Annotated in this window: 12 protein-coding genes and 1 pseudogene; 7 read left to right on the top strand and 6 right to left on the bottom strand. The window is 69.3% G+C overall.

Annotated elements, in window-relative coordinates; translation table 11 throughout:
- The first annotated feature begins 106 nt into the window (after nucleotides 1-106).
- Together FS845_RS03575 and FS845_RS03570 are read left to right on the top strand one after the other, a co-directional pair.
- Nucleotides 107-358: a YfhL family 4Fe-4S dicluster ferredoxin gene (locus tag FS845_RS03575; RefSeq protein WP_144630739.1), complete on the top strand. Its 252-nt coding sequence runs from the start codon at nucleotides 107-109 to the stop codon at nucleotides 356-358.
- 211 nt (nucleotides 359-569) lie between these two features.
- Nucleotides 570-1,718 (top strand): benzoate/H(+) symporter BenE family transporter, encoded by a 1,149-nt coding sequence (locus tag FS845_RS03570; RefSeq protein ID WP_260986171.1) that lies wholly within the window; start codon nucleotides 570-572, stop codon nucleotides 1,716-1,718.
- 175 nt (nucleotides 1,719-1,893) lie between these two features.
- Here the strand turns inward: FS845_RS03570 and FS845_RS03565 are convergent, their stop codons facing one another.
- The 5 genes from FS845_RS03565 to msrB form a co-directional block, all read right to left on the bottom strand.
- On the bottom strand, nucleotides 1,894-2,277 hold the full coding sequence (locus FS845_RS03565) for an MOSC N-terminal beta barrel domain-containing protein (RefSeq protein WP_144630737.1): 384 nt from the start codon (nucleotides 2,275-2,277) through the stop codon (nucleotides 1,894-1,896).
- Nucleotides 2,274-4,760, bottom strand: a complete 2,487-nt coding sequence (locus FS845_RS03560; RefSeq protein WP_144630736.1) for an AsmA family protein — start codon at nucleotides 4,758-4,760, stop codon at nucleotides 2,274-2,276. The genes FS845_RS03565 and FS845_RS03560 overlap by 4 nt, the downstream gene beginning before the upstream one ends.
- Nucleotides 4,761-5,121: 361 nt before the next feature.
- Nucleotides 5,122-5,871 (bottom strand): peptide-methionine (S)-S-oxide reductase MsrA, encoded by a 750-nt coding sequence (gene msrA, locus FS845_RS03555; RefSeq protein ID WP_144630735.1) that lies wholly within the window; start codon nucleotides 5,869-5,871, stop codon nucleotides 5,122-5,124.
- 84 nt (nucleotides 5,872-5,955) lie between these two features.
- The gene (locus FS845_RS03550; protein ID WP_144630734.1) at nucleotides 5,956-7,923 is read right to left on the bottom strand and encodes a cytochrome c biogenesis protein DipZ; all 1,968 of its coding nucleotides are present in this window, start codon (nucleotides 7,921-7,923) and stop codon (nucleotides 5,956-5,958) included.
- A 31-nt stretch (nucleotides 7,924-7,954) separates the two neighbouring features.
- Nucleotides 7,955-8,467, bottom strand: a complete 513-nt coding sequence (gene msrB, locus FS845_RS03545; protein ID WP_144630733.1) for a peptide-methionine (R)-S-oxide reductase MsrB — start codon at nucleotides 8,465-8,467, stop codon at nucleotides 7,955-7,957.
- Nucleotides 8,468-8,612: 145 nt separating this feature from the next.
- Here msrB and FS845_RS03540 point away from each other — a divergent pair, with 145 nt between their 5' ends.
- The 5 genes from FS845_RS03540 to FS845_RS26775 all read left to right on the top strand — a co-directional run bounded on the left by FS845_RS03540 (nucleotide 8,613) and on the right by FS845_RS26775 (nucleotide 13,628).
- The gene (locus tag FS845_RS03540) at nucleotides 8,613-9,329 is read left to right on the top strand and encodes a response regulator transcription factor (protein WP_144630732.1); all 717 of its coding nucleotides are present in this window, start codon (nucleotides 8,613-8,615) and stop codon (nucleotides 9,327-9,329) included.
- Nucleotides 9,329-10,804, top strand: a complete 1,476-nt coding sequence (locus tag FS845_RS03535) for a sensor histidine kinase (protein ID WP_144630731.1) — start codon at nucleotides 9,329-9,331, stop codon at nucleotides 10,802-10,804. The genes FS845_RS03540 and FS845_RS03535 overlap by 1 nt, the downstream gene beginning before the upstream one ends.
- Nucleotides 10,805-11,017: 213 nt before the next feature.
- Nucleotides 11,018-11,803: a 2-oxo-tetronate isomerase gene (gene otnI / locus FS845_RS03530; RefSeq protein WP_144630730.1), complete on the top strand. Its 786-nt coding sequence runs from the start codon at nucleotides 11,018-11,020 to the stop codon at nucleotides 11,801-11,803.
- Between the two features lie 126 nt (nucleotides 11,804-11,929).
- Nucleotides 11,930-12,832, top strand: a complete 903-nt coding sequence (locus FS845_RS03525; protein WP_144630729.1) for a DUF4261 domain-containing protein — start codon at nucleotides 11,930-11,932, stop codon at nucleotides 12,830-12,832.
- Between the two features lies 1 nt (nucleotide 12,833).
- Nucleotides 12,834-13,628 carry a hypothetical protein gene (locus FS845_RS26775; RefSeq protein WP_144630728.1) on the top strand — a complete coding sequence of 265 codons (795 nt, stop codon included), beginning with the start codon at nucleotides 12,834-12,836 and terminating at the stop codon, nucleotides 13,626-13,628.
- Between the two features lie 74 nt (nucleotides 13,629-13,702).
- Here FS845_RS26775 and FS845_RS26770 read toward each other — a convergent pair.
- A pseudogene (locus FS845_RS26770) lies at nucleotides 13,703-13,792 on the bottom strand (hypothetical protein); the annotation flags it as partial.
- Nucleotides 13,793-13,795 lie beyond the last annotated feature (3 nt).

Here is a 13,795-nt window from a genome sequence, read left to right as displayed (position 1 = left end):
AGCCAGCGCCGGCCGGCATCTGACCTAGACCTCGCCTTGGGCGTGGTCTATCCGACCGGACTCGGGGGCGGCGCTACAATGGCCCATTGCCCTGCTTCAAGCCCCCATGGCCCTCCTCATCACCGACGAATGCATCAATTGCGACGTTTGCGAGCCCCAGTGCCCGAACGACGCGATTTCCATGGGTGACGAGTTCTACGTCATCGATCCCGACCGCTGCACCGAATGCGTGGGCCACCACGAAGAGCCGCAGTGCAAGGTGGTCTGCCCGGTGGAGTGCATCGAACTGCATCCCCAATGGCAAGAAGGCCAGGAAGCACTGATGGCGAAGTACCGTCGCCTGACCGGCCGGGCATGAGCTCGCCAAGCCGCCTCAAGGGCGAATGCCGAAGTGCGGAGCGCGAAGGTAGTTCCATAAGCCCGCCGGGCCGCCTCAACGCGGACACCGGAGTGCGGCGCACGAAGGTATCTCCATGAGCCCGGACGGCCAGGCCTATCGCGATACCGCCAAGGCGCCGGCCACCCTCGACGCGCCTGAACCGCTTTCCCCTCGATCCCGCGACCTGTCGCTGTCGGCCATCGTGGCCGGCCTGGTGGCCGTGCTGGTCAGCTTCGGCGGCACCGCGGTGCTGATGGTGCAGGCCGGCCATGCCGCAGGCCTGGACGCCGCTCACATCGGCTCGTGGCTGGGCTCCATCTGCCTGGCCCTGGGACTGGGTGGCGCGGCCATCAGCCTGCGTAGCCGCGTGCCGGTGGTCATGGCCTGGTCCACCCCCGGCGCGGCGCTGCTGATCACCAGCCTGGTGGGCGTGCCCTTCGACCAGGCCGTCGGCGCCTTCGTGCTGGCCGCCGCGCTGACGCTGCTGTGCGGCGTGTTCGGCTGGATCGATCCCATCGTGCGCCGCATTCCCGCCGAGATCGCCGGGGCCATGCTGGCCGGCGTGCTGCTGAACTTCGGCATGGGCATCTTCCGCGGCATCGGCGCGCAGCCGGCGCTGGTGCTGGCCATGTGCATCGCCTACCTGCTGGGCAGACGCTGGGCGCCGCGCTACGCCGTGCTGGCGGTGCTGGCCGTGGGCCTCATCCTGGGGGCGCTCACGGGCCTGGTGCGCCTGGACGGCGTGGACTGGCGCCTGACCGAATTCGTATGGACCACGCCGGCCTTCACGCTGCAGGCGGCCATCAGCCTGGGCGTGCCCCTGTTCGTGGTGGCGATGGCCTCGCAGAACCTGCCCGGCCTGGCCATCCTGCAGGCCGCGGGCTACCGCCCCCCGGCCTCGCGGCTGGTGGCGGCCACGGGGCTGCTGGGCCTGCTGTCGGCGCCCTTCGGCGCGCACAGCGTCACGCTGGGCGCCATCATCGCCGCCATCTGCGCGGGCCCGGAGGCGCATGCCGATCCGGCCCGGCGCTACGTGGCGGCCGCCACCTACGGCCTCACGTACGTGCTGCTCAGCGTGGTGGCGGGCGCCGTGGCGGTGTTCTTCCAGGCCATGCCGCCCGCGCTGATCGCGGCGCTGGCCGGCCTGGCGCTGCTGGGCCCCATCATGGGTGGCATGGCCTCGGCCATGGCCAACGCACAGCGCCGCGAGGCCGCGCTGGTCACGCTGCTGGCCACGGCATCGGGCGCCAGTTTCTGGGGGATCGGGTCGGCGTTCTGGGGATTGGTCGCGGGCTTGGCCACGCATGCCGCGCTGGAGTTCCGGCGCAAGCCGGCCTGACCGCCCCGGCGACCCGAATCGGCGTCGGCAACGCAGGCCCGGAATCGGCGAACGCCGCATCGGCGCCGCGCCGCAGGACGCACCACCACATCCCGCCGCGTACCGCGGGGCCTCGGACATCGGCACAGGCCGGTGGACCGGGCAGACCGACCGGCCGGCTACCGCAGCCGCGCCATCAGTCCCAGTTCACCTCGGCCACGTCCGGATGCACCTTCATCACCCGGCACGGGAAGCCGACCACGTTGGAGATCCACGCGGCGGCCAGTTCGCCTTCGTCGATGACGTCGACTTCCTGCCCGCCCAGCCGGATCTGGTAGCGCACGCTGTCGTCGTCCTCGATCACGTCCAGCGGAATATCGAGCCGCAACATGCCTGGCGCCTTCAGCACCAGGTAGCCCAGGCGCAGCTCGACCGCGACGTCGGCCAGGCGCGGGCACAATGCGCGGTTCATCCACTGTCCGGCGTCGTTGACCACCAGCCAGCGCCGCTGGTAAGCCGCGGCATCGGACTGGCCGGTGTGGCCACATTCGGCCAATGGTTGGAAGACGGCGTCGTTCATTTTCCGATCAGACCCTTCAATGCCTTGTTCACGGCATCGGCCGGGGTACCCTGGCCGCCCAGCGCGTCCTTCAGGCGCTGCGCCACGCCCTGCTTGAGCAGGTCCGCGGCGATGCTCTGCCACATCAGCGTGTAGACCGGCTTGTCGAACGGCCCGGTGATGTGCACCGGCACCGAGACGCCCTTCAGGAAGTCCAGTTGCTTGCCTTCCTCGGTCGGATTGGCGTTGACGCGCGCGCGCGCCACGAAATCCAGGGTGCTGCGTGGGAAGTCGATGTTGGCCGGATCGCCCTGCGTGATGCGCACCAGGGGCGAGTTCAGGTCCAGGCGGGTGGCCTTGGCCACACCCTTGGCCAGGGCCAGGTCGGCGTCCAGCGTGGTGAAGTCGGTCTGGCGCGAGGCATCGGATTCCAGCGGCGCATTCTGGATCTCGCCCTCGAACAGGCTGCGGGCCTCGCGCAGCACCTGGGCCACGTTGATGCCCTTGATGGCGCCGTCGCGCAGGCGCACCTGCGCCGTGCCGCCCAGATTGTTGACCAGGGCATAGGTGTTGGCGCCGGCGGTCTTCAGGTCTAGCGTGACGCCGCCCTTGCCGCTGAGCGCATCGCGGCCGGCCACGTCGACCAGCAGCGGCTGCACCGACACGTCGGCCAGCGTGACCTTGGCGCTCATCTGGTTGCCGTTGGCCGCGTCCACCGTCATCCGGCCACCCAGCTTGCCGTCATACAGCGCGGCCACCATGGAGGTGATGTCGAGCTTGCCCTTGTTCAATTCGAGCGCGACGGCCACGTCGGACGCCTTGACCTTGCGCACCACCAGCTGGCCGACCTTGATCGTGCCGACGGCCGACGGACCGACCAGCGCGGACAGGTCGACGCTGCCGTCGTCGGCGGGCTTGGCCGCGGGGCCCGGGGCGGGCGGCTTGGAGGCCTCCTGCTTGCCGTCGCCGGCCGGCGCCGCGGGCTTGGGCGGCGGGGCCGGGGGCACCAGCTTGTCCAGGTCCAGCGTGTCCACCGCCAGCGCGAATTTCACGTTGGGCAGCTGCGTCAGGTGGGTGACGTCGGCGCTCAGGTCGAACTTGCCGCCTTCCAGCACCGCGTTGATGCGGGCGCCGGCCTGGTCCTTGGACAGGTCCGCCGACAGGCTGCCGATGACCGGAATCTGCAGGCTGCCCTTGGGCAGGCCCGGGTCGGTGATGTTGACCTCGCCCTTGACGGCCGACAGCGCGCCCGAGCGCTGCAGCAGGTTCAGCGACACCGGCGAGGTGAACGCCGCCTTGACCACGCGGTCGGCCTGTTTGAGCGTGCCGTCGATCTTGGCCTGGTCGATGTCCAGCTCGCGGGCATTGCCGCTGATGCCGGTCAGGCCGAAGCTGGTGTCCAGCGCCTGCGTACGCACGCGGCCGGTCAGGCCCTGGCCGGTGGCGGCGTCAGGCTTGATGTTCAGTGTGGGGGCATCCAGCGCCAGCTCCAGCGGACCGCCGTCGCGCGTGCCCTTCACGCGCAGGGCCATGCGCTCCAGCAGCAGCTGGCTCTTGTTGGGATCGGCGGCCAGCTTGGGCACCGCCACGCTGGCCTCGACGCCGGTCATGGCCATCGAGGGTTCGGTGATGTCGCCCGCGAAGACGACCTCCAGCCCCGAGACGTCCAGCGCCGAGGCGCGCCGGTCGACGGCCATGTTGCCGCGCACCGCCAGGTTCTTGGCCTGCGCGCCGGGCAGGATGCCGTTCATGCGCACGTCCAGCCGTTGCGCGGCAAGGCGGCCGCCGGCCGGGTCCAGCGTGATCTGCGCCTGGCCGGTCAGGCCGGCGTCCACGCGCGGATTGCCGCCTTCGACCCGGGCCGACATCGACACGTCGAAGGGCTGGTTGAAGGTCATGCGGCCTGTGGTGGCGTTGAGCTGGGTGACCGCGACGGCCATGCCGGTGATGGCATCCTGCAATTGCAGCTCGCCCGATTGCAGGTCCAGGCCCGCGATGTCGATCTGCATGCTGCTGGGCGCGACGGGCGCGCCGCTGACCAGCGCCTGCGCGGCGCCGCCGATGACGCCGGCCGCGGCCTGGCCCGCGTTGGCGGGCACGGCGTCGTTGCGCATCAGGTCGGAGAAGTTGAGATTGCCCTGCTTGTCGCGCACCACGCGCGCCTTGAAGCCGTTGATGGTGACGTGATCGACCACGAAGCTGTTGGACAACAGCGGCCATACCGCCACCGCCAGGCGCATGCTGTCGATGGATGCGAAGGTGTCGTCGCTGTTGGGTTCGGACAGCGACACGCCCTGCACCGCCAGCCCGATGCGCGGGAACAGCGACAGCTCGATGTCGCCATCGATGGCCAGGCTGCGGTGATAGCGCTCCTGGACCAGCTCTTCAAGCTTGTACTTGTAGGCGTTCGGGTCGAACGTCAGCAGGAAGATGGCCAGGCCGACCACCGCCACGACGACGACGACGACCAGGCCGATCAGGATGCGTTTCAACCACGTCTTCATTGATGCACCGTCACTACCTCGGCTGCGAGAGTTACTGCGTGTACAGGGGCGGCCACCAGCGGGCGCGCAACGATCGGCCGCACCGCGCGTACGCCATTGGAAGGAGTCCGCCGCGGCCAAGCCTGCGGCAGCCCTGAGCCATCAAAGGGCAGACCTTCGAAACAATGGGAAGTTCGTCTCGCGCGAGAACAGCCTGTGAAGCCCTATCGTAACAAATCAACCGGGCGCGGTTCTGTAGCAATAGGTGTTGTCGCCGCACGGGTCATGACAGCGGCACCGGCCTTGCGTGGCCAGTGCCTCCATCCCGCATGGCTGCGGCCCGCGCGGTGACGGTCGACGCGGGCCGGATGCGGCAGCCTGGTCAGCGCGCGGACGCCTGGCGCACCAGCACGGGCTTGTCCTGGTAGCGCGTGGGGAACAGGCGCTTCAACTCGCCGATCTTGGGCAGGTCGTTGATGACGATGTAGGGATTGGAGGGATGTTCGGTCAGGAAGTCCTGGTGGTAGTCCTCGGCCGGGTAGAAATGGGCGTGGTCTTCGATGCGCGTGACGATGGGGCGGGCAAAGGAATGCGCGCCGTCCAGTTGGGCGATGTAGGCCTGCGCGACCTGCTTCTGCTGGGCATCGGCGGGAAAGATGGCGGAACGGTACTGCGTGCCGACGTCCGGCCCCTGGCGGTTCCGTTCGGTCGGATTGTGCGCCACCGAGAAGAAGATCTGCAGCAGCGCGCCGTACGACACCTGCGAGGGATCGTAGGTGACCTGCACCGCCTCGGCGTGCCCGGTGGTGCCGGAGCCGACCATCTCGTACTGCGCCGTGTCGGCCGCGCCGCCGGCGTAGCCCGACAGCACGCGCGTCACGCCCTGCACGTGCTGGAACACGCCCTGCACGCCCCAGAAGCAGCCCCCTGCGAAGACCGCGGTCTCGGTGCGCGCCGTGCCGGCGGGCAGGTCCTGCGCGGGCGCGGCGATGGCCACGGCGGGCTCGCCCATGCCGAAGGACCAAGCCGGGCCCTGCCAGGCGAAGAGGCCCGCGGCCAGTGCAGCGCCGCCCGCCAGCGCGGACAGCAGCGCGCGGCGGCGCGGACGGGAAGAGGAATGCTGTGTCGTCATGGTGCAAGACTCCTGCGAGAGCGCGATGAAGAAAGAATACGTCGTGTACGGCATCCGGGGCGCCTGCCCCGGGTGTCCCGGATCTCAACCAAACGTGAAGGCATAGGCCGACACGTCCGGGTCGAGGAATTCGATGCTGAAGGTGCGGTCGGCGATGGCGCCGGGCTGGCGCACCAGCTGGTACAGTCGCTGCTCGGTCACCGTGCCCGTGCCGTCGGCCGCCACGTCGGCGCCGTGCGCGTCGCGCGGCGCCTGGCCATCCACCGTGACCCTGAAGCGCACCGGCTTGCCGTCCGGGCCGGGCCCCAGCACCAGGTGCAGGTCGCGGGCGTGGAAGCGATACACGATGCGCCCGGACGGCCCCTCCAGCCGGGCCTGCTCGGCGCCGATGATCCAGCGGCCGTCCAGGCCCCAGGCGTTGAGGCCCGGCTGCGCGGGCGCCGTGTAGCGGCCGGCCTGGTCGCGCACGGCCTCGCCCGAGGCGAAGTTCTCCGCCCGGTCGTAGCCCAGATAGGTCTCGGGCGACTGCACCTGGTTCATGTCGGCGGCCATCTGGTCCGCCTGCGCCTGTGCCGACACCATCGAAGCATCGCCCGCCACCTGCGCGCCGGCTTCGCGCAGCAGGTCCTGGATGACGCGTTCCGATTGCTCGTAATCGCCCTCGCCGAAATGATGGTGGCGGACGCGGCCCTGCGCGTCGATGAAGTAATGCGCCGGCCAGTACTGGTTGTCGAAGGCGCGCCAGATCGCGTAGTTGTTGTCGACGGCCACGGGATAGTCGAGCTGGTAGCGCTTGACGGCCTTGGCCACGTTGCCGACGTCGCGTTCGAAGGCGAACTCGGGCGCGTGCACGCCGATTACCACCAGGCCCTGGTCGCGGTACTTGTCCGCCCAGGCCTTCACATAGGGCAGCGCGCGCAGGCAGTTGATGCAGGAATAGGTCCAGAAATCGATCAGCACGACCTTGCCGCGCAGGGCTTCGGCGGTCAGGGGCGGCGAGTTCAGCCATTGCACGGCGCCGTCCAGCGGAGGCAGCGTGCCTTCGATGGGCAACGACGAGGTGAAACCGGTGCCAGCCGCGCGCATCGCGCCGCCGGCGGCCATCATGGCGGGGCCGGTGGCCTGCATGGCCATGGCGGGAGCGCCTTGCTGGCGCATGGCGGGTCGGGCTTGCATGGCCGCGGGGTTGGAGCTCTCCATGGCCGCGCCGTTCACATCCTGCATGCCCATGCTGTTGGAGCCTTGCATCGCCATGCTGCCGCCCTGCGCCGATCCCACCTTCGCGCCTGCCGGCCCGCCGCGCGAGCCGCCCAGGGTGTCCACCAGGCGCTGCTCCAGCCCGCCCGTGGATGCCGTCGACACCTGCGCCAGCACGCCGGTATCCAGGCCCAGGGCGATCGCGCCCACGCCGGCCAGCATCGCCACGCCCATGCCGCGGCGTAACCACTCGCCCGCGCCCAGCGAGCGCTTCATCGCGGCATAGACCTTGCCGCCGACCAGCAGGGCCACGGCCAGCGACGTGGCGGCCCCGGCCGCATAGGCCAGCAGCAACAGCGACGTGCCCAGGCTGGCGCCCTGCAGCGCCGCGCCCGTCAGCACCAGGCCCAGGATCGGGCCGGCGCACGGCGCCCACAGCAGCCCCGTGGCGATGCCCAGCAGGAAGGACGCGCCCGGCTTGGGGCCGCCCGACTGGGCGGCCCCCGGCTGCGGGCCACCGGCCTGCGCTCTTTCGGTCAGCCGGTTGCCCGCGGACACCAGCGGGTGCGCCAGGCGTTCGGCCAGGCGCGGCCACAGCAGCGCCACGGCGAACAGCGCCACCAGGGCCAAGGCCAGCCAGCGCCCGTACTGGTTGGCGGCGACCACCCAGCCGCCGCCCACCGCGGCCAGCGACGCCACCAGCGCGAAGGTCAGCACCATGCCGGCGAGCAGCGGCAGCGCGCCGCGCGTGAACGACTGGCCGGCGCTGGAAAACACGAAGGGCAGCACCGGCAGGATGCACGGGCTGAGGATGGTCAGGACACCGCCGAGATAGGCGAGCACGAGCAGCAGCATGAGGATCAATCCTGGAAAAGGCTCGTCGGCCTTAGGCCGGTTGCGCGGCGAAGGTCATGGCCACGCCGTTCATGCAGTAGCGCTGGCCCGTGGGCGCGGGGCCGTCGTCGAACACGTGGCCGAGATGGCCGCCGCAACGCCGGCAGTGCACGGCCACGCGCAGCATGCCGAACGTCCGGTCGCGCGTCGTGCCGACGGCATCGGCCAGCGGCTCCCAGAAGCTGGGCCAGCCGGTATGGCTTTCGAACTTGGTCTTCGACGAGAACAGCGGCAGGGCGCAGCCCGCGCAGGCGAAGGTGCCGGCGCGATGCTCGTCGTTCAGCGGACTGCTGTACGGGCGTTCCGTGCCCTCCTGGCGCAGCACGCCGTACTGCGCGGGCGTCAGGCGGCTGCGCCATTCCTCGTCGGTGTGCGTCACTTCGAAGGCACCTTGCCCCGCCTCGGCCGGCGCGGCGACGGCCCGCGTGTCGAACAGCCGGGGCAGCACGCCGGCCGCCAGCGCGGCCACGCCGCCCGCATACAGGAATTGTCGTCTGGTCGCCATGGAGTCCTCCGAAAGCGGGGTTCGATGGACGCAGCGTAGTTCCGCCGTCCTCCCGGAGTCCTCACGTAAACTTAAACAAATCGTGATCACTTCGCGGCCGGATTGCGCCCACAATGGCACGCTCCGTTTTATCTATTCCCCGCCGATGGACCAACCCAGACGCGTCCTCGTGGTCGAGGACGACAGCCACATCGCCGACCTGCTCGCGCTGAACCTGCGCGACGAAGGCTTCGACGTGACGCACGCCGCCACCGGCGACGAGGGCATGCGCCAGCTCGAACAAGGCAGCTGGGACGCGCTCATCCTCGACCTGATGCTGCCCGGCATCGATGGCCTGGAGATCTGCCGCCGCGCCCGGGCCATGACGCGCTACACGCCCATCATCATCCTCAGCGCGCGCGCCAGCGAGGTGCACCGCATCCTGGGCCTGGAGCTGGGCGCGGACGACTACCTGGCCAAGCCGTTCTCGGTGCTGGAACTGGTGGCGCGCGTGAAGGCGCTGCTGCGGCGCGTGGACGCGCTGGCCCGCAACGCCCGCATGGACGCGGGCAGCCTCTCGTCGGGCGGCCTGTTCATCGATCCGCTGGCGCGCGAGGCCACGCTGGACGGCAAGGCCCTGGACCTGACGCCGCGCGAATTCGACCTGCTGTATTTCTTCGCGCGCCAGCCCGGCAAGGTGTTCTCGCGCATGGACCTGCTGAACGCCGTGTGGGGCTATCGCCACGAGGGCTACGAGCACACCGTCAACACCCACATCAACCGCCTGCGCACCAAGATCGAGGCCGATCCCGCGCAGCCCGAGCGCATCCTCACAGTATGGGGACGCGGCTACAAGTTCGCCGCCGCGGAGGGCCAAGGTTGATGCGGCTCTGGCGACGCCTGACGCTCAGCCAGCGCCTGTCGCTGGTGTTCGCCGTGCTGCTGCTGATCTGCAGCAGCACGTCCGCATGGATGCAGATCCGCTCCAGCCGCATGCACGAACTCGAGGTGGTGCAGGGCCTGTCGCGCGACCTGGCCGAGCACATCGCACGCAACGGGCAGCTGATGGACGCCCGCGGCTTCAAACCCGAGGCGGTGCGCACGCTGTTCGACCAGTTGATGGGCGTGAATCCCAGCGTCGAGGTCTACCTGCTGGACAAGGAGGGCCGCATCACGGGCCACGCGGCGCCTGCAGACCGCCTGAAGCGCGAGCGCATCGACCTGGCGCCGGTGCGCACCCTGCTGGGCGGCGCGCGCTTGCCCGTGCTGGGCGACGATCCGCGCAGCGCCGATGCGCGCAAGGTCTTCAGCGCCGCGCCGCTGCGCATGGGGGACCGCGACGTGGGCTACGTCTACGTCGTGCTGCTGGGCGAGGCGCACGACCGCCTGGCCGCGCGCGACGCCACCAGCACCGCGCTGGACATCGGCCTCTGGTCCATCGGCCTGATGGCACTGCTGTGCCTGGTAGCGGGCCTGACGGCCTTCGCGCTGATCACGCGGCCGCTGCGCCGCCTGACCGACACCGTGCGCCGCTTCGACGTCAATGGCTCTCCCGCCTCGCTGCCCCCGCCCGACGCGGCCACCGCCACGGCCGGCGACGAGATCGCCGTGCTGGACGGCGCCTTCCGCCAGATGGCCGCGCGCCTGGGCGAGCAATGGCGCACGCTGACGCGCCAGGACCAGGAGCGGCGCGAGCTGATCGCCAACATCTCGCACGACCTGCGCACGCCGCTGGCCTCGTTGCACGGTTATCTGGAAACGCTGTCGCTGAAGGACGAATCGCTGCAACCGGCCGAGCGGCGACGCTACCTGGGCATCGCGCTGGACCAGAGCCGCAAGGTCGGCGCGCTGTCGCAATCGCTGTTCGAGCTGGCGCGGCTGGAGTACGGCTTCGTGCAGCCCGAGACCGAGCCCTTCGCGCTGGCCGACCTGGTGCAGGACGTATTCCAGAAATTCGAGCTGGCGGCCGAAGCGCGCCAGGTGGCCCTGCGCGCCCGCTTCGACGCGCCGCCTCCGCCCGTGCGCGCCGACCTGGGCCTGATCGAGCGCGTGCTGAGCAACCTGCTGGACAACGCGCTGCGCCACGTGCCCGCGGCCGGCGACATCGAGATCGCCATGACGCCGCGGCCGGACGCGGTGGAGATCACCGTCAGCGACAGCGGCCCGGGCATTGCCGCGGAACTGCGCGAGGCCCTGTTCCAAAGGCCGTTCGACGTGGGTGGCGCGCGGCGCGGCGGGGGATTGGGGCTGCGCATCGTGTACCGGATACTGCAGCTGCATGGACTGGAGATCGTGCTGCTGGATCTGCCTGGGCGCGGGGCGGCGTTTCGGTTTTCGTTGCCGGTGGCGGGGCGTTGACCGGTGGATCGGCGCGCCGGCCGTGTGCGAAACATGGCCGTATCGCTGCGCCGTTCCACTGACGGGCCCCCGGCGACCGCCCCGATGCCACGGCTTCGACGAATCGCGCCAGCCTGACTACACTGCTGCAACCCGCCACGCGCGACGTGGCCCGGCTTCGATCATGCCGTGGACCTGTCGCCCCAATGGCCGCTTCTTTCCGGATGCCGTCCCATGTCATTGCGATTCGCCGCGAACCTCAGTTTTCTCTACCAGGACCTGCCCTTCCTGGACCGCATCGACGCCGCCGCGCGCGATGGTTTCAAGGCCGTGGAGTACGTCTCGCCGCTGGACTTCCCCGCCGAAGAAATCCGCCGGCGCCTGGACGACCACGGCATGCGGCAGGTGCTGTTCAACACTGCCGTGGGCGACTGGGCGGCGCGCGAACGCGGCATCGGCGCCCTGCCCGGCCGCCAGGCCGATTTTCGCGATGCCGTCGGCCGCGCGCTGGATTACACGGACGTGCTGGGCAACCGGCTGCTGCACGTGATGGCGGGCCTCGTGCCCGCGGGCGCCGACCGCGCGGCCTATGCCGCGGCCTTCCAGGAGAACCTGGCCTGGGCCGCGCAGCAGGCCGCCGCGCAGGGCGTGACCCTGCTGCTGGAACCCATCAACCAGCGCGACATGCCGGGCTACTTCCTGAGCTACCAGCGCGATGCGCTGGACCTGATCGATGCCATCGGCGCGCCCAACCTGGGGCTGCAGTTCGACTGCTATCACTGCCAGGTCATGGAAGGCGACGTCGTCACCCGCCTGCGCGCGACGCAGGATCGCATCGGCCACATCCAGATCGCCAGCGCGCCGGGCCGGCACGAACCCGATGGCGAGGAGCTGAACTATCCGTTCGTGTTCGAGACCTTGCGGCAGATCGGCTACGACGGCTGGATCGGCTGCGAGTACAAGCCGCGCGCGGGCACGTCGGAAGGGTTGGGGTGGCTGCGGGACGCCCTGCGAACGTGAACGCGGCAGGCCGGAGCCGGCCGGCAACAGTCCAGCTAGCCGATTGAATCAAGTCTTGCACAATGAAACACCGGCCTGCTCAGACGCTGGCAAAAATACGCCTCCCACGAAACAAGAGGATTTGCCATGAGCATCGGCAGCGTCTGGTCGCGATTCTTCGGCCGCAATGATGAGCCCGTCGACACCATCGCCCTGATGGCCAACGACGACATCGAGAACCCGCCGTCCTTGTCGGTGCTCTTCCCGGGCCCCGTGAAGATCGACGCGACGGCGCTCGGCCAGCGCCTGCGCAAGTACCATCCGTCGATGCGCTCGGCGCGCGCCGACCTGGCTGCGGACGCGCCGCAGGTCTTCGGCCTGGTCGGTTGGGGCAAGCACGTGGTGCAGTTGGTGAGCTTCGATGCGCCCTATCCGTCCGAATCGCTGGAGCGCTGCGTGGCGCCTGCGCACTACTCGCAAGAGATCAAGCAGCAGGTGCGGCAGCACCAGAGCAACGTCATCCTGTACTACGCGGGCTTCGACGAAGACCCGCTGGAGCGCTACGTGGCCCTGGCCGCCGTGGCCGGATGCCTGGCCGATGAAGCCGGCGGCGTGGCGGTACTGAACGAGCATGCCCATACGTCGCTGCCGTCGGGCATCTTCTCGGCCGAAGAACTCGGCGAGGAAAGCCTGGAAGTGCTGCGCACCCTGCCGCTGACCATGCTGTACTGCGGCTTCGTCAAGTACGACGTCGAAGGCACGCAGGGCGTATGGATGCGCACCTACGGCGCCGACGTATTCGGCCTGCCCGACTTCGCCGTGCTGGCCGAGGGCCATCACCAGGGCCAGCAGTACTCGGGCATGTTCGACAACATCCTCAACTACCTGCGCGAAAGCGGCGCCGAGATGGGCGCGGGCCACACCATGCAGATCGGCGAGACGAGCTACATGCGGCTGCGCGATCCGAAGCCGGAGGAATACTTCCTGGACGGGCCCGGCAAGGTGTACGTGGCGGAAATCATCGGGGCGGACGAGATCAATCAAGGCTGACATGTCGACCCTCGACCCGAAAGCCATCCGCAAACTGCTGGACGACCAGGACTGGGACGAGCCCGCCAGCCCCGAACTGCTGGCCACCGGCCTGGCTACGGAAACCAGGACCCTGACGCACGACGAGGCGCTGCAATGGCTGCTGACCGAGCGCGACAAGGCCGACAAATCCCAAGTCGTCGCCAATTTCCTGGTGGGCGTGGAGCGCAACCATGCCTACTTGCGCGCCGCGCTGTCCGCCTATGCATGCACCACGCACATGCCGCCGCACCCATTCACCGAGGTCCATCCCCAGCAGTACAGCTGCAACGTGTGCGCGTTCAGCCGCACTAACGAGGTGTCATTCATCGGCCTGAATGCGTTCCGCTTCGGCTGCGGTGCGGTCATGAGCGGCGACGTCGCGCAGAGCGCGTTCCTGCTGCAGGAACACAATGCGTCGACCAAGCTGCGGCCGGGCAGCCTGGACTTGATGTTGAAGATCCTGGACCTGATACGCAACGTGCCTGCCGAGACCAAGCCCAAGGACCTGCTAAAGCGGCTGCGCAAGCTGCCCGGGGTGAAGATGGACGAGGAGGAAGGCCGCTTCTTCCTCGGCCTGCTGGGCCACTGCGGCATCCTGCAGACGGCCAAGCATCCGGCGCCGTTCTACGAGTACATCAACCTGGGATTGGCGCCGGGCAGTTCGCGCTCGTCGGATTGGGAGTATCCGGTGGATTTCTGGCGCGGTTCGGATGGGGTCGATGCGGACGCGATGGCGTATTGGTTTGGGGAGTATCCGGACTTGCTGGCGGCGTAACCTGCGACCGGGATTGGCTTGGCAAGATCAGGCCAAAGCGTCGGGGTTGGGTTCGTACGAGGGCCTTCGATCTGTTTGTCCAGCTCGTCGCGGTCGGTCACCACCAGCACCCGCGCATGCGGATCATGCTCCGGCAACCACTTGGCCAGCAACACCCTCAGGATGCT

Source organism: Bordetella genomosp. 13 (assembly GCF_007679965.1).
In the GTDB taxonomy this organism is placed as follows: domain Bacteria; phylum Pseudomonadota; class Gammaproteobacteria; order Burkholderiales; family Burkholderiaceae_B; genus Bordetella.
This window is presented reverse-complemented; position numbering and strand designations above follow the sequence as displayed.